The sequence below is a fragment of the Cyanobium sp. NS01 genome, from assembly GCF_014280235.1.
Lineage (GTDB): Bacteria > Cyanobacteriota > Cyanobacteriia > PCC-6307 > Cyanobiaceae > NIES-981.
This window is the reverse complement of the sequence record NZ_CP047940.1, coordinates 2,465,330-2,480,410: the sequence shown is the minus strand read 5'-3', so window position 1 is coordinate 2,480,410 and position 15,081 is coordinate 2,465,330. Positions and strand designations below refer to the sequence as shown.

Below are 15,081 nucleotides of genomic sequence, written 5' to 3'. Positions count from 1 at the left end.
GCGTTTATGGTGAGCCGCATGCAGGTGCCACCCTTCAGCCTCGGTGAGCAGATCCAGGAGCTGGGTGGTGCCCTCGATGACGCCGTGTTGACCGTGCTGCGTAGCGGCCAGTACATCGGCGGCCCCACCATCGCCGCCTTTGAGGCCGCCTTTGCCGAGGCCTGCAGCGTGCCCCACGCGGTGGGCTGCAACAGCGGCACCGACTCCCTGGTGCTCGCCCTGCGCGGCCTCGGCATCGGCCCCGGCGATGAGGTGATCACCGCCTCCTTCAGCTTCTTCGCCACCGCCGAGGCGATCAGTGCCGTGGGGGCCACGCCGGTGTTCGTGGACGTGGACCCCGCCAGCTACCTGATCGATCTGGACCTGATCGAGGCAGCGATCACGCCGGCCACCAGGGCCTTGCTGCCCGTGCATCTGTTCGGCCGGCCGGTGGACATGGAGCGCATTGGCGCCATCGCTGCGCGCCATGGCCTCAAGGTGGTGGAAGACTGCGCCCAGGCCACCGGCGCCCGCTGGGCCAACCGGCCGGTGGGCAGCTGGGGCGATGCGGGCTGCTTCAGCTTCTTTCCCACCAAGAACCTTGGCGCCGCCGGCGATGGCGGCGCCGTGGTGTGCCGCGATGGGGCCCTGGCCCAGCGGGTGCGGGAGCTGGCGGTGCACGGCATGCCGCGCCGCTACCTGCACACCGATCTCGGCTACAACAGCCGCCTCGATGCCCTGCAGGCGGCGGTGCTGGCCGTGAAGCTGCCCCACCTGAGCCGCTGGCTGGAGAGCCGCCGGGCCATCGCTTCCCGCTACCTCAGCCAGCTGGCGGGGCTGCCCGGGGTGGCCCTGCCGGCGGCCGGGCCTGAGGGCCACAGCTGGAACCAGTTCGTGCTGCGGGTGCCGGCCTGCCCGATCGGCGCCCCGGCCTGTGGCGCCCGCGGAGAGGCGCCCTGCGACCCCGCTGCCAACACGGACGCGTTCGGCCTGCCGCAGGGCCGCTGCCGCGACTGGCTCAAGCAGCAGCTGCAGGAGGCGGGCGTGAGCACGATCATCTACTACCCGATTCCCATTCACCGCCAGCCGGCCTATGCCGCCCTGGGCTATGGGCCCGGCAGCCTGCCGGTCACCGAGCGGCTCTGCGCCGAGGTGCTGAGCCTGCCGATCTTCCCGGAGCTCTCCCAGGCCCAGCAGCAACGGGTGGTAGAGGCCCTGGGCCAGCTGCTGGCGCGCCCCGGCGACGCTGCCGCGCCCAGCAGCCTGCCGGATCGGGCCAGCTGCGCGGTCTGAACCCAAATCTGCAGGTGCCGTGTTCAACGATTAGCAAGCCGAAGCGCTTGTCGTCTACCAAGCCTCGTAGGGCGAGCGCTGCATAGAGCTTGCCCATCTTCTTTGGGGCAGCCCTCGGTTAACAATTAGCGCCCCAGTGCCGCAACCAGCCCCTTGAACCTGGCCTGTTGTTCCTTGTGGTTCACGATCGGCTCGGGGTAGCCGCGCCGCTCCAGGGTGGGGATGGCACCGCTGATCAGATCGGCCGTGGCCACATGGCGCAGCTCCGGCAGCCAGGTGCGGATGTAGCTGGCCTCCGGGTCGAACTTGGCGGCCTGGGTGAAGGGGTTGAAGATGCGCAGCGGTTTGGGGTCCATGCCGCTGCTGGCGCTCCACTGCCAGCCGCCGTTGTTGGCGGCCAGGTCGCCATCCACCAGATGGCGCATGAACTGGCGTTCGCCCATTCGCCAGTCGCAGATCAGGTCTTTCACCAGGAAGGAGGCCACGATCATGCGGCAGCGGTTATGCATCCAGCCGCTGGCGTTGAGCTGCCGCATCGCCGCATCCACGATCGGCACGCCGGTGAGGCCGTCGCACCAGGCCTGGAACCGCCCTGCATCGTTCTCCCAGGGGAAGCGCTGCCACTTGGCCCGGTAGGGGCCATCGGCCAGCTCGGGGAAATGGAACAGGGCCTGCTGATAGAACTCGCGCCAGGCCAGCTCCTGTTCCCACACTGTGATCGACTGCTCGGCCTCGCTGCTGCGGGCCAGCTGGCGGGCCTGCTGGGCGGCGGCCCAGGCCTGGCGCGGGCTGAGGCTGCCGAACTTCAGTGCTGCGCTCAGCCCGGAGGTGCCGGCCTCACCGGGCAGGTTGCGGCCCGGCTCGTAGCCCAGCAGCGGCCCGCCATCGCAGAAGGCCTGCAGCTGCTCCAGGGCGGCGGCTTCGCCGGGGCGGCAGGGGCAGAGATCGCTGCCCGTGAAGCTGTGGGGCAGATGGAGCCCGGTGTGGGGATCGGGGCGCACGAGCGCCAACGCCTCGTTGGCGCCCTCCAGCAGCGCTGCCAGCTGGGACGGAGCCAGATCGAGCAGAGCGCTGGGCGCTTCCACGGGCTCCAGGCCGCCGCTGCTGGCCTGCCCCTGGCCGGAGCGGGCTGCCACCTGAGCACGCCAGTTGAGCCAGAAGGGGCCATACACCCGGTAGGGATCACCCTGGCCGGTGCGCAGCGCCTCCGGCGGGATCAGCACTTGGTCCCAGTCCACCAGCAGCCGCTGACCCTGGTTCTGCAGGGCCGCCGCCACCCGTCGGTCGCGCTCGCGGCCGTAGGGCTCCACATCCTTGTTCCAGGCCACCACCGCCGCGCCGAGCTGTTGGGCCAGGGCCGGCAGCACCAGCGCCGGCTCGCCCCGCAGCACCAGCAGCCGGCTGCCGGCCTGGCGCCAGCGCTGCTCCAGCTCCCTGAGGCTCTCGGCCAGGAACCACAGCCTGGCGGGGGCCAGGTCCGGCGCCTCCAGCAGGCCGGGATCCAGCACGAACACGCCCGTCACGGCCGGGGTGGCCCGCGCCGCGGCGGCCAGGCCGAGGTTGTCGGCCAGGCGCAGGTCGCGGCGATGCCAGAACAGCCAGCGCTCAGAAGTCTTCTGCGCTGTAGCCATCAGAGCCCCAGCAGCTGCTTGGCCCGCAGCCAGGCGCTCACGCTCTTGCCATCGAGGTATTCATCGCCGCTGGCCAGGGCCGCCTCCAGCTCATCGGGCTGCAGCAGCAGCACCTCCAGGTCTTCGTCGTCGTCGCCGGGCGGCTGATCGGTGAGGGCGGTGAGCTGGCGGGCCAGGAAGAGGTGGATCACCTCATCGGAATAGCCGGGGCAGGGCAGCAGGGTGCCGAGCGGATCCCAGCGCTCAGCGCTGTAGCCCGCCTCCTCCTGCAGCTCCCGGCGCATCGTGCTCAGGGGCGTTTCGCCCGGATCCAGGGTGCCGGCGGGGAACTCCAGCAGCCTGGTAGCCACCGCGAAGCGGTACTGGCGCAGCAGCACCAGGCGGCCGTCGTCGAGCACCGGCACCGCCAGGGAGGCTCCCGGGTGGCGAATCACGCCGAAGCTGGCCTCAAGGCCCATGGGCAGCGCCACCCGGTTCACCTCAAAGCGCAGTTTGCGGGCCTGCAGGGTGGCGATGGTGTCGAGATGGCGCGCGGGCTCGGGAGCGGGCAGGGGCGCCATGGCAAGCGAGGTGGGGTTGGTCCCCAGCATGGCGCTCGGGGGCGATCAGCAGCCCTCAGGGTTGTTGCCAGGCCGTCCAGCGCCCGTCGCGGTAGGCCGGCGCCCAGCCTTCGGGCCCGCTGTGTTGGGAGCTGGTGATCAGCACGCTGGCGCCCTGGTCGTAGGCCAGGCGGCCCAGGGCGGCCGGCGGCAAGGCGCCGTAGGCCGCCAGCAGCCGATCGCGGGCCTGCCAGCCGCCCGGGCCTTGCCACACCCCGCGATCGCCGCCGGCGAGGGCCGTGAGGCGTTCAAACCAGGTCTGAAGGGCCAGGGCGGAAGTGGGGATCTGCTTGAACTGCACGAAGCCGGGCCGGCCCGTCTGCAGGGAGAGGTCCTCAAAGCCGGAAGGTGGTGCCAGCACCAGAGCGCTCCTGGGGGTGTGGCCCCGGATCCAGGCGTACAGCTCCGCCTGCTCCAGGCTGGCCACGAACTGGCGCGGCCAGCCCGCCGCCGCCGTGGGCAGCTCGCGGGCCAGGCCCCCCAGGCTGATCAGCAGAACCACTACCACCAGTGCCGCCTGCAGCCGCCGCTGGGCTTTCCGGCCCGGCCCCCAGCGGCGCACGGCTCTGACCAGGACGGCGGCCAGCAGCAGCCACAGGCCCAGCATCAGCAGCGTGTCGGCCAGGCGGAAGAGGTAGAGGCTGAGCAGGGCGTGCTTTGGGGCGGCGGGGAGGCGGCTGGCCAGCAACCCCAGCAGCGCCAGGGGCCAGCTCATCGCCACCCAGAGAGCGAGGTCACGGCTGGCCCTCTGGCACGGATCGTTTGGCTGCAATGGCCCCTGCCAACGCGCCTGCCAACGCGGGCGCCACCGCCCTGGCCACCAGCCGCCAGCCGCCACGGCCGTCAGCACGAACAGCCCCAGCAGCAGAGCGATGCGGGCCCAGTCGCCCGCCGACCAATCGCTCGGCAGCAGGTGGTGGGGATTGCGCAGCACCACGTAGATCCAGCCCGCGGAGGGCAGGGAGGCGCTGCTGTGAGGGGTCGCTGTGACGCTGGGCGCCAGCAGCTTCTGGGCCACGGCCAAGCCCGCCGGCAGCCCCATCAGCACCGCCCCGGCGCTCCAGCGGCCCAGTCCAGCCCAGCCCGGCTCGCGCCTGGTTCTGGTCTCCAGCACCAGCCTGGCCAGCGCCATCCCCGCCAGCGACACCACCGCGAAGCTCCCCACCAGCAGGTGGAGGGAGCAGGCCAGGCCGCTGTAGAGCCCGCAGCGCCACCAGCGCCGCTCACGCCAGGCCGCGTAGGCCAGCAGCACGGCGGCGTAGGCGAAGGTTTTCGGCTCGGCGCTGCCCACCATCCACTCGGCAGCCACCACCCCCTGCTGCAGGCTGAACAGAGCCGCCGCCAGGGCCGCCAGCGCCGGCGTCAGCCCAAGCGGCACGGTGAGGCCCGCCAGGGCCCAGGCCCAGGCCCCGTAGCCCAGCAGCCGCACCAGCAGCGAGCCCGGCACGAAGCCCAGCAGGATCACAATCCGGCCGCTCAACTGCTGGAACAGCCACTGGTAGCCCTGGCTGTTGTTCAGGTACCAGTCCGTGGGGATCCAGCCGGGTTCGATGGCCTGTCGGGCCAGGGCCAGCTTGCCGGCCTCGTTGTCGCCCAGATTGCCGCCGAACAGGGCCAGGGCCGTGATCACCAGGCCGATGGCCAGGGCGCTGCGCCAGCGGCTGGGTGGATGGGAGCTGGTGATCGGGGCAGCGGGAACGGTTGCTCCATTGAAGAGGGCCGTCGCTGCCCTGGCCGTCTTCCGCATCACCCGCGTCCGTGGCACCCGGGCCAGCCTCACTCCGGCCAGCCCACCTGGGGGGCCAGCCGTTGCGGTGGCGGGCTGCCGTCATCTTGCCCAGCAGCGAGCAGCTCGGCCAGCAGCTCGTCCACCCGGCGCCCGGCATCTGGCGGCACCAGCTCCGGTGCCAGGGCCGCCAACGGCGCCAGCACGAAGGTGCGCTCCAGGTAGAGCGGATGGGGCAGCCACAGGGCGGCGCTCTGGCGCCGATGGCCGCCGCACCAGAGCAGATCGAGATCGAGGCTGCGCGGCCCCCAGGGCTGCAGCCGCTGCCGTCCGAAGGCCGCCTCCAGGCTCTGCAGGGCCAGCAACAGCGGCAGCGGATCGCCCCCGCTCGGCGCCCCCGCCGCGCCTTCGTCGCCAGGGCCGCTGGCCAGCAGCACCGCATTGAGATAGGGCGGCTGGCCGGCTGGCCCCCCCACGGGAGCGGTGCGGAACAGCGGCGACCAGCGCAGCCGCCAGGAGCCCACCGCCGGATCCGCCCCGGCCCAGTGCTGCAGCACCTGGCTCAGCAGCGGCCGTACCGCCGTGAGGGTGGCCAGCGGGTCGCCCAGGTTGGCCCCCAGGGCGATGGCCGTGGAAGGCCCGGGCGCCGCGGTGCTGGCAGCGGCTGGATTAACCCCGCCTGCGTTCAGGGCTCCCCCAGGAAATCGCGCTTGCCCAGCACCACGCCGTTGTGGCGCAGGATCCCATAGGCGGTGGTGGTGTGGAAGTAGACGTTGGGCAGCACGAAGCCGGAGAGGAATGGCCAGCCGATCATGGTGATGCTCTGCCCGCGGCCGATCGGCACGCTCACCTCCCGCTCGGCGCTGTCCTCCAGCTGGTTGGGGGCGTAGCCGCCCAGCTCGTTGACGGCGGCCTCGAGGCGCTCGATCAACTGCGCAAAGGTGGTCTCGTCATCGGCCACGGCGACGGCCTCCACGCCGGCGAGGCGGGCCACCCCGCGGCGGGCGATGTCGGCGGCGATCTGCACCTGCCGGGTCAGGGGGAACATGTCTGGGTAGAGGCGGCTGGCCAGCAGCACGGCGGGATCGATGCCGCCGGCCTCGGCGTGCGCCTCCGCCTTGGCCAGCACCGCCGCCAGGTTGGTGAGGGTGCGCTGCAGGGGCGGCACCGCGGCCGCATGCATGGAGAGGGACATGATTCGGCCCGGCCGGTGAGCAGATCCTGAGGCTAAGGGCTGTGCCGTTGTCGAGTTCCTGCAGGCCCATCGGCCAGACTGACCTCCCTCCCCCTCCGGCCCGCGCCCCATGGTTGTCAGCGGCTCAGCAGCGTCTCCGGCTCCGGCCGGCCAGGGTGCTGATCGCTCCTTCCCACTGGCGGCGATCACCGGCCACGGCACCCTCAAGCTCGCCCTGCTGCTGGCCGCCGTGGATCCGGGCCTCGGGGGCGTGGTGATCGCCGGTGGCCGCGGCACCGGCAAGTCGGTGCTGGCCCGGGGCCTGCACGCCCTGCTGCCGCCCATCGACGTGCTCGATCTGGGCGGCGCGGCGGTGCAGGCCCTCAACGTGGATCCCCAGCGCCCCGACGACTGGAACGAGGCCGTGCGCGAGCGGCTGCAGCAGCTGGGCGCCGACCCCAGCGGCCGCGACACCCAGGCCCTGCTGCCCACCCGTGTGATCCCCGCCCCCTTCGTGCAGGTGCCGCTGGGCATCACCGAAGACCGGCTGCTGGGCTCGGTGGATGTGGCCGCCTCCCTGGCCAGAGGCCAGGCGGTGTTCCAGCCGGGGCTGCTGGCCGAGGCCCACCGCGGCGTGGTGTACGTGGATGAGCTCAACCTGCTCGATGACGGCATCACCAACCTGCTGCTGGCGGCGGTGGGCAGCGGCGAGAACCGCATCGAGCGCGAGGGCCTCAGCCTGGCTCACCCCTGCCGCTGCCTGCTGATCGCCACCTACAACCCCGAGGAGGGGGCGGTGCGCGACCACCTGCTCGATCGCTTCGCCATCTGCCTCAGTGCCAACCAGGCACTGGAGCTGGAGCAGCGGGTGGCCATCACCCGCTCCGCCCTCGACCATGCCGAGTCGGGCCAGGATTTCCGGGGCCGCTGGCAGGAGGAGACCGACGCCCTCGCCACCCAGCTGCTGCTGGCCCGCCAGTGGCTGCCCGATGTGCAGATCAGCCGCGAGCAGATCGCCTACCTGGTGACCGAGGCCCTGCGCGGCGGTGTGGAGGGCCACCGCTCCGAGCTCTACGCCGTGCGCGTCGCCCGGGCCCATGCGGCCCTCAGTGGCCGCGATCGCGTCGAGGCCGACGACCTGCAGGTGGCCGTGCGGCTGGTGATCGCTCCGCGGGCCCTGCAGCTGCCGCCCCCCGATCCCGACCAGCCCCTGGAGCCGCCGCCGCCACCGCCGCCCCAGGGCGAGCAGCCGCCAGAGCAGCCGCCCGAACCCGACCAGAGCGAGCCGGAGCCCGAGGACGACACTGATCCCGAGCAGCCCGACCAGGAGGACGACACCCCCGAGGACCAGGCGCCCCCCTCGGTGCCGGAGGAGTTCATGCTCGATCCCGAGGCCGTGGCGATCGATCCCGAGCTGCTGCTCTTCGGTGCCGCCAAGGCCCGCTCCGGCGGCAGCGGCAGCCGGGCCGTGGTGTTCAGCGACTCCCGCGGCCGCTACGTGAAGCCGATGCTGCCCCGCGGTCCGGTGAAGCGCATCGCCGTGGATGCCACCCTGCGGGCCGCGGCCCCCTATCAGAAGAGCCGCCGCGAGCGCCAGCCCCACCGCAAGGTGGTGGTGGAGGACGGCGACCTGCGGGCCAAGCAGCTGCAGCGCAAGGCCGGTGCCCTGGTGATCTTCCTGGTGGATGCCAGCGGCTCGATGGCCCTCAACCGCATGCAGAGCGCCAAGGGCGCCGTGATCCGGCTGCTCACGGAGGCCTACGAAAACCGCGATGAAGTCGCCCTGATCCCCTTCCGCGGCGAGCAGGCCGAGGTGCTGCTGCCCCCCACCCGCTCGATCACCGCTGCCCGCCGCCGGCTCGAAGCGATGGCCTGCGGCGGCGGCTCACCCCTGGCCCACGGCCTCTCCCAGGCGGCCCGGGTGGGGGCCAACGCCCTGGCCACGGGCGACCTGGGCCAGGTGGTGGTGGTGGCGATCACCGATGGCCGCGGCAACGTGCCCCTGGGCCGCTCCCTGGGGCAACCGGAGCTGGAGGGGGAGGAGCCAGTGGACCTCAAGGAGGAGGTGAAGCAGGTGGCCAGCCGCTACCGCGCCCTCGGCCTCAAGCTGCTGGTGATCGACACCGAGCGCAAGTTCATCGGCAGCGGCATGGGCAAGGAGCTGGCCGAGGCTGCCGGCGGCAAATACGTGCAGCTGCCCAAGGCCAGCGATCAGGCCATCGCCGCCATCGCCATGGAGGCGATCAACGCGGTGTAGGCATCGGGAAGGCCTCAGCAGCCTGCTCCGGAGCATTCGGACGCCGCTGGGTTCCGCGGCCGTGCCGCGCTTTGTCGCCGCCGCTGGCCGCATCCGCTGCAGGTTCCCGGGCGGCTCCCGTCTGGGCGGGGTAGAGCTCCTCAAAGAACTTGCCCAGGCCCACGGTCACATTGCGCAGCCCATCCATAAAGCGGGGATCGGAGGTGAGCTGGTTCACATCCCCGCCCACGGCGTCCCAGCGGGCCGTGAGCTGTTCAGCGTTGCTCACCGTCCGCTGCAGTTCGGCCACGGTCTTGGGATTGTCCAGGGCGGCAATCAGCCGTCGCAGGTGGGCTGAGCTGGCATTGAGGTTGGCGATGGTGGGCTGGGCATCCTGCACCGATCGATCCAGGCTGTTCACCAGCGATTCGCCCTGACCCACCAGCACCTGGCCATCCTTAAGGAAGGCGGTGGCCTGCTTGGAGGTCTGATCCACGCTGATGGCCACCCCGGCCAGTTTCTGGATCAGTTGCTCCCGGTCGCCCTGCTCCAGCAGTTGCTGCATCAGGTTGGTCACGGTCGACAGGCTGGCAGCCTCACTGCCTTTGATCGAGGAGCCGTCGCAGAGCATCTGCTCGCGAGGACAGTCGGGCGATCGGGGCGGTGGCGCCGAGGCGTTCGGGGCTGGTCCGGTGCTGATCAGGGCCACCTGGGCCTCGCCGCCCAGCAGCGATCCCTGCACCACCTCAGCCCTGACCGGCAGGGAGAGTCTCAGGCTGGGATCGGTGATCTCCAGGTCGGCCTCCACCGCCCCCGGGGTGACGCGCACGGAGCGCACGCTGCCCACCATCACCCCTCGGTACACCACCGGGGAGCGTGCGGCCAGCCCCGAGGCCTGCTGGAAGCTGGCGTTCAGCGTCCAGAACTGGCGGGTGAGGGAGAGGCCCCGCAGCCAGAACGAGAAGCCCACCGCCGAAACGATCGCTCCCACCAGGGAGAATCCCACGATCGCCTCACGCACAGAGCGGCGCATTGCTCAGGCCTCTGCAGGCTGGATGGGCCCGCGCAGGCTACCGCTCCTGAACTGCATCACATAGGGATTGTCGGTATGGCGGTAGGCCTCCAGATCGCCGGCCCAGCGAAAAATGCCGTCGTAGAGCATCACGATCTGGCCGCCGGTGCGCTCGATCGTGCTGTGCACGTGGCTCACCACCACGGAGCTGGCCTGGGCCACGGCTGTGGTGCGCACGATCAGATCCTCGATGCGGGTGCAGGCCACCGGATCCAGCCCGGCCGTGGGTTCATCGAACAGCAGCAGGGGCATCTGGGGCGAGTCCAGCAGCTGGGGGGCCGGAATCAGGGCGCGGGCAAAGCTCACCCGCTTCTGCATACCGCCGCTCAGTTCCCCCGGCAGCCGCTCCTCGATCCCACTCAGCCCCACGGCCTCCAGGGCTTCCGCCACCCGCTGGCGGATCTCGCCCTCCTTGAGCCGGCCGTAGCGATAGAGCAGGAAGCCCACGTTCTCGCGCACCGTGAGGGAGCCCAGCAGGGCCGGGTTCTGGAACACCAGCCGCACGTCGGGCGGGTTCTCCTGATCGATGCGCAGGTAGGTCTGGGGCTCGCCGTGCAGCAGCAGGCTGCCACTGCTGGGCAGCAGCAGGCCGGCGAGCAGCCGCAGGATCGTCGACTTGCCCGCCCCTGAGGGCCCCACCACCACCAGCTGCTCGCCGGGTTGCAGGCTGAGGTTCACGCCATCCAGCACGGTGGTGCGGCCCCAGCGCATGCTGAGGTTGCGGAGTTCGGCCAGGGGTGGGGCTGGGGAGTCCAGCGGCGGCAGCGCAATCACCTCTCATCCTCGCGCCTGCAGCCCGATCTACACTGGATTGGCTCCTTGAGCACAGTCCCACGCCCTCGTCTTCCCCTGCGCCGGCTTCCAGGCCGCGGCGGCCCCGCCGGCTCAGACCACGGGCCAGCTGGGTTGGCCGGGGGGAGCTGCGCCAGCGCGATCTGGTCAGCCGTTCGCGGCGCGCGGTGCGCTGGCTGCAGCCCGGCCTGGTGGTGAAACGCTGGGTGCTCACCTCGGGGCTGGGCCTGTTGATCGCCCTGTTGGGGGCCGCGGTGTGGGCCGATCTGCAGCCCATCTACTGGACCATCGCCGGCATCCAGTGGCTGCTCAAGAACCTCACCACCGTGCTGCCGAGGGGGATCACCGGGCCGTTGGTCCTGGCGATCGGCGCCGCCATGATCTGGCTGGGACAGAGCCGCAGCTTCGGCGCCATCCAGCAGGCCCTCGCCCCGGATCGGGGCACCCATCTGGTGGATGCCCTCGCTGCCCAGGGCCGCCTCAACCGCGGTCCCAGCATTGTGGCCGTGGGCGGCGGCACCGGCCTCTCCACCCTGCTCAGTGGCCTGAAGCGCTACAGCAGCAACCTCACCGCCATCGTCACCGTGGCCGATGACGGCGGCAGCAGCGGTGTGCTGCGCCGCGAACTGGGGGTGCAGCCCCCGGGTGACATCCGCAACTGCCTGGCCGCCCTGGCCCGGGAGGAGCCCCTGCTCACCAGACTCTTCCAGTACCGCTTCCAGTCGGGTGTGGGGCTGGAGGGGCACAGTTTCGGCAACCTCTTTCTCTCGGCCCTCACGGCGATCACCGGCAGCCTCGAGTCGGCGATCACCGCCAGCAGCAGGGTGCTGGCGGTGCAGGGCCAGGTGGTGCCCGCCACCAATGCCGACGTGCGCCTCTGGGCAGAGCTGGAGAGCGGTGAGCGGATCGAGGGCGAATCGGCGATCGGCCATGCCCACAGCCCGATCGTGCGGCTGGGCTGCTCGCCCGAGCGCCCGCCGGCCCTGCCCCGGGCGATCGAGGCCATCGCCCATGCCGACCTGATCGTGCTCGGCCCTGGCAGTCTCTACACCTCGCTGCTGCCCAACCTGCTGGTGCCGGAGCTGGTGGCGGCGATCGCCCGCAGCAAGGCGCCCCGCCTCTACATCTGCAACCTGATGACCCAGCCCGGCGAGACCGACCACCTCGATGTCGAAGGGCACCTGCGCGCGATCGAGGCCCAGCTCGGCAGCCTCGGTGTCGAGCAACGGCTGTTCAATGCCGTGCTGGCCCAGGAGAACCTGGCCGACACGCCGCTGCTGGATCGCTACCGCCAGAAAGGGGCCGAACCGGTCCGCTGCGAAGCCCGCAAGCTGCAGCGCCAGGGCTATCAGGTGATGCAGGCACCCCTGCAGGGGGCTCGGCCCACCGCCACGCTGCGCCACGACCCCCGCAGCCTGGCCTTGGCGGTGATGCGGTTTTATCGCAGCTACCGCGGCAACAACCTGCGGCGGGCGAGGGCCCAGCGCCAGGATCCCTGAGCCAGCCAGGTAGCCTCCGGCCATGGCGGCTTCTGACCACCACTTTCTGCACCTGCCCGGCCACCATCTGCTCTATGGGCGCGTGCCCAAGGCGGCCAACAGCAGCGTCAAGGCGGCCCTCACCCGACTGATCCGACCGGAGCTGCAGCGCAACCGCCATGGCCTGGGCCAGCGGTTGCTGCGGGCGCTGCAGCCCCATCGCTCCTGGCAATCCCTCTCCTCCCAGGTGGACCAGTTCTGGGATCTGCTGCCGAGCAGCATCGCCCGCCCCGTGGACCGCGCCACCGCCAGACAGCTGCGGGCGCACTGCTTCAGCTTCGCGGTGGTGCGCAACCCCTTTGATCGCCTGCTCTCGGCCTACAACAACAAGGTGATCGAAAACCCCAGCTGCACGGCCCGGCTGCGGGCCATCGGCGTGGAGCGGGGCATGGCGCTGCCCCAGTTCATCGAGCGCCTCTGCGCAGCGGATTCGGCGGCTCTCGATGTGCACGTGCTGCCCCAGGCGGAGATCCTCTGCCTGGATGCGGAGCCCCTGCCCACCTGGGTGGCCTATGCCGAGAGCCTGGAGCTGCATTGGCCCTTCCTGGTGCAGCGGGCCCGCCGCGCCGGCGTGCCGGGCCTGATGCGTCAGCTGCCGGACAAGAACAGCCGCCGCCAGGGCCAGAGCACCGATCTCGAGCAACTGCTGGCCCAACCGCAGCTGGTGCAGCTGCTGCGCCAGCGCTACGTCGACGACTTCAGCTTCTTCTACCCCTGGCTGCTGGAGGGGAACCTGACAGTGGCGCAGGTGCGGCAGGGAGGCCCGCGCCGGCCGCGCCACTTCGTGCCGGCTCAGTAGGCGTCCTGCATCTCGTAGAAGTCAGGCTGCACGTAGTCCTTGCGCAGCGGCCAGCCCTTCCAGTCCTCCGGCATCAGCAGCCGTTTGGGATGGGGATGGCCTTCGAACTGGATGCCGTACATGTCGAAGGTCTCGCGCTCCTGCCAGTCGGCGCCGCGGAACAGGCCGTAGAGGCTGGGGATGGTGAGGGCGCCGTCGCGAGCCAGAAACACCTTGAGGCGCACCTCCTGGGGCCGCACCTCGGCGGGCAGCTTGGCCAGGCCGGCGCTGCTGTCAGCGAGGACACCCAGCTTCACCAGGTGGTAGAAGCTCACCAGACGGCCGCCTGGCCCCTCGTCGTAGCCGCCCTGGCACTGCAGGTAGTCGAAGCCGTCGGCCTTGAGGGCGGTGGCCAGAAGTGGCAGGAAGGCCGGCTCAACGCCGAGCACTTCCACGCCGAGGTGATCCGGGGGCAGCACCGTGTGGTCAAAGCCCTGGCTCTGCAGCCACCGGCTCACTGGCCCGGGCTCCACGGAGGCGAGCGCTTCGGGGCTGGGGGCGGACTCAGGCATCGCTTGACTCGGCGGTGGGGGGGGGGCTCTCAGCAGCGGGCACGGGCTCCGTGCTGGCTGCCTCGGCTTCGAGGCTGCCGAGCGGCAGGCCGGCTGCGGCGGCCAGGGCCCGGCGCTGGGTTTCGGCCTCGAGATAGGCGCCGGTGACGATCGGCTCGACGGGCGTCATCTGGTGGGCCACGGTGCAGTAGCGGTGGGTGGGCCGCAGGTTGCCGCGCTCAGCCAGCGCCTCATTGCCCACCTTCTTGCGCAGCTTGATCACCGCATCGAAGATGGCCTCGGGCCGCGGCGGGCAACCGGGCAGGTAGAGGTCCACGGGAATCAGCTTGTCAACGCCCCGCACCGCGGTGGTGGAGTCGGCCGAGAACATGCCACCGGTGATCGTGCAGGCCCCCATGGCGATCACGTACTTCGGCTCAGGCATCTGCTCATAGAGGCGCACCAGGGCCGGGCCCATCTTCATGGTCACCGTGCCGGCCACGATCAGCAGGTCGGCCTGGCGGGGGCTGGAGCGGGGCACCAGACCGAAGCGGTCGAAGTCGAAGCGGGAGCCGATCAGGGCCGCGAACTCGATGAAGCAGCAGGCCGTGCCGTAGAGCAGGGGCCAGAGGCTGCTGAGCCGGGCCCAGTTGTGCAGGTCATCGAGGGTCGTGAGAATCACGTTCTCCGACAGATCCGAGGTGACAGCCGGGCTGCCGACGGGGCCGCAACTGGCGGCACGCACGTCCCGCAGCGCGTCGATGCTGGGGCTGGTCTGGGGGGTGAGGGTCATGGGTTCCGTCAGCTCCACTCGAGGGCGCCTTTGCGCCAGGCATAGGCCAGGGCCACCACAAGGATGGCAATGAACACCAGGGCTTCAATGAAGGCCAGGAGCCCCAGCCGGTGGAAGGCCACCGCCCAGGGATACAGAAACACGGTCTCCACGTCGAAGATCACGAAGACCAGCGCAAACATGTAATAGCGGATGTTGAACTGAATCCAGGCTCCGCCAATGGGCTCCATCCCGGATTCGTAGGTGATCTCCCGTTCGCCGCCGCGGCTGGTGGGCGACAGCAGCTTGTTGGCGACGAGGGCGAGCACGGGAACGGCAGCCGAAATCAGCAGAAAGCCGAGGAAGGCGTCGTAGCCGGAGAGCACGAACATGGGGGCGAGCCCAACGTGGCGCGCAGTCTGGCATCTGCAACCGGAAAGCCACGGCCTCGCTTGCAGCATGGTTCCTAGAGTCAGGTCCCCCAGCCCGACTCCGGTGACCGAAGAGATCACTCCGCAGGGGCAGGAGATCCCTGCCCAGCAGCCGGCTGAGCCGGCCGCTTCTGCTCCGCAGGCGGTTCCGGCTCCACCGGACTCGGTTCCCGGCGAGCCCGTCGACGATCCCGACAGCCACCGCTTCGAGTGCCGCAGCTGCGGCTTCGTCTATGACCCGGCCGAGGGCGTCAGGAAACTGGCGATTGCCCCGGGGACGCCGTTTTCCGATCTCGACCCCGTTGCCTTTCGCTGCCCGGTGTGCCGCAGCAAGGTGGGGGCCTTCATGGACATCGGCCCGCGCAGCAAGCCCAGCGGCTTTGAGGAAAACCTCAACTTCGGCCTCGGGGTCAATCGGCTCACCCCGGGGCAGAAGAATGTGTTGATCTTCGGGGGATTCGCCCTGGCCTTCGCCTTTTTCCTCTCCCTCTATTCCCTGCGTTGATGCC

General features: G+C 70.8%; 15 protein-coding genes. 5 read left to right on the top strand and 10 right to left on the bottom strand.

All coding sequences use genetic code 11. The features are described from left to right. Positions 1 to 18 precede the first annotated feature (18 nt). A complete protein-coding gene (locus CyaNS01_RS13045) occupies positions 19 to 1,272 on the top strand; it encodes a DegT/DnrJ/EryC1/StrS aminotransferase family protein (RefSeq protein WP_186697449.1) in 1,254 nt (417 codons plus the stop codon). A 125-nt stretch (positions 1,273 to 1,397) separates the two neighbouring features. Here the strand turns inward: CyaNS01_RS13045 and CyaNS01_RS13040 are convergent, their stop codons facing one another. From CyaNS01_RS13040 to CyaNS01_RS13020, 5 genes are all read right to left on the bottom strand, one after another. Beyond that, the gene (locus tag CyaNS01_RS13040) at positions 1,398 to 2,903 is read right to left on the bottom strand and encodes an FAD-binding domain-containing protein (protein WP_186697448.1); all 1,506 of its coding nucleotides are present in this window, start codon (positions 2,901 to 2,903) and stop codon (positions 1,398 to 1,400) included. After that, positions 2,903 to 3,463, bottom strand: coding sequence for an NUDIX hydrolase (locus CyaNS01_RS13035; protein ID WP_186697446.1), 561 nt, complete (start codon positions 3,461 to 3,463; stop codon positions 2,903 to 2,905). The genes CyaNS01_RS13040 and CyaNS01_RS13035 overlap by 1 nt, the downstream gene beginning before the upstream one ends. 55 nt (positions 3,464 to 3,518) lie before the next feature. Next, entirely contained in the window at positions 3,519 to 5,249 is a 1,731-nt protein-coding gene (locus tag CyaNS01_RS14800; RefSeq protein WP_186697444.1) for a DUF6798 domain-containing protein, read from the bottom strand. A gap of 29 nt (positions 5,250 to 5,278) precedes the next feature. After that, positions 5,279 to 5,848 (bottom strand): 2-amino-4-hydroxy-6-hydroxymethyldihydropteridine diphosphokinase, encoded by a 570-nt coding sequence (gene folK, locus CyaNS01_RS13025; RefSeq protein ID WP_225875958.1) that lies wholly within the window; start codon positions 5,846 to 5,848, stop codon positions 5,279 to 5,281. Positions 5,849 to 5,913: 65 nt separating this feature from the next. Continuing rightward, a complete protein-coding gene (locus CyaNS01_RS13020; RefSeq protein WP_186697443.1) occupies positions 5,914 to 6,423 on the bottom strand; it encodes a DUF1993 family protein in 510 nt (169 codons plus the stop codon). Between the two features lie 109 nt (positions 6,424 to 6,532). Between CyaNS01_RS13020 and bchD the strand changes: the two genes are divergently transcribed. After that, positions 6,533 to 8,659, top strand: coding sequence for a magnesium chelatase ATPase subunit D (bchD, locus tag CyaNS01_RS13015; protein ID WP_186697441.1), 2,127 nt, complete (start codon positions 6,533 to 6,535; stop codon positions 8,657 to 8,659). Here bchD and CyaNS01_RS13010 read toward each other — a convergent pair. Both CyaNS01_RS13010 and CyaNS01_RS13005 read right to left on the bottom strand, forming a co-directional pair. Further along, complete coding sequence (locus tag CyaNS01_RS13010) at positions 8,646 to 9,671, bottom strand: MlaD family protein (RefSeq protein ID WP_186697439.1); 1,026 nt, start codon at positions 9,669 to 9,671, stop codon at positions 8,646 to 8,648. The two genes, bchD and CyaNS01_RS13010, sit on opposite strands and share 14 nt — an antisense overlap. A 3-nt stretch (positions 9,672 to 9,674) precedes the next feature. Then, on the bottom strand, positions 9,675 to 10,421 hold the full coding sequence (locus CyaNS01_RS13005; protein ID WP_186700820.1) for an ABC transporter ATP-binding protein: 747 nt from the start codon (positions 10,419 to 10,421) through the stop codon (positions 9,675 to 9,677). A 209-nt stretch (positions 10,422 to 10,630) separates the two neighbouring features. Between CyaNS01_RS13005 and yvcK the strand changes: the two genes are divergently transcribed. Further along, positions 10,631 to 12,001, top strand: coding sequence for a gluconeogenesis factor YvcK family protein (yvcK, locus tag CyaNS01_RS13000; protein WP_186700817.1), 1,371 nt, complete (start codon positions 10,631 to 10,633; stop codon positions 11,999 to 12,001). Positions 12,002 to 12,023: 22 nt separating this feature from the next. Continuing rightward, entirely contained in the window at positions 12,024 to 12,839 is an 816-nt protein-coding gene (locus CyaNS01_RS12995) for a sulfotransferase family protein (RefSeq protein ID WP_186697437.1), read from the top strand. Here the strand turns inward: CyaNS01_RS12995 and CyaNS01_RS12990 are convergent. The 3 genes from CyaNS01_RS12990 to ndhC are packed head-to-tail and all read right to left on the bottom strand — an operon-like array spanning position 12,833 to position 14,533. Then, the gene (locus CyaNS01_RS12990; RefSeq protein WP_186697435.1) at positions 12,833 to 13,390 is read right to left on the bottom strand and encodes an NAD(P)H-quinone oxidoreductase subunit J; all 558 of its coding nucleotides are present in this window, start codon (positions 13,388 to 13,390) and stop codon (positions 12,833 to 12,835) included. The two genes, CyaNS01_RS12995 and CyaNS01_RS12990, sit on opposite strands and share 7 nt — an antisense overlap. Beyond that, on the bottom strand, positions 13,383 to 14,162 hold the full coding sequence (gene nuoB, locus CyaNS01_RS12985) for an NADH-quinone oxidoreductase subunit NuoB (protein ID WP_186697427.1): 780 nt from the start codon (positions 14,160 to 14,162) through the stop codon (positions 13,383 to 13,385). The genes CyaNS01_RS12990 and nuoB overlap by 8 nt, the downstream gene beginning before the upstream one ends. A gap of 8 nt (positions 14,163 to 14,170) precedes the next feature. Next, a complete protein-coding gene (ndhC, locus tag CyaNS01_RS12980; protein ID WP_186697425.1) occupies positions 14,171 to 14,533 on the bottom strand; it encodes a photosynthetic/respiratory NAD(P)H-quinone oxidoreductase subunit C in 363 nt (120 codons plus the stop codon). A gap of 103 nt (positions 14,534 to 14,636) precedes the next feature. Here ndhC and CyaNS01_RS12975 point away from each other — a divergent pair, with 103 nt between their 5' ends. Further along, positions 14,637 to 15,077, top strand: coding sequence for a rubredoxin (locus CyaNS01_RS12975; RefSeq protein WP_225875684.1), 441 nt, complete (start codon positions 14,637 to 14,639; stop codon positions 15,075 to 15,077). The last annotated feature ends 4 nt before the right edge of the window (positions 15,078 to 15,081 follow it).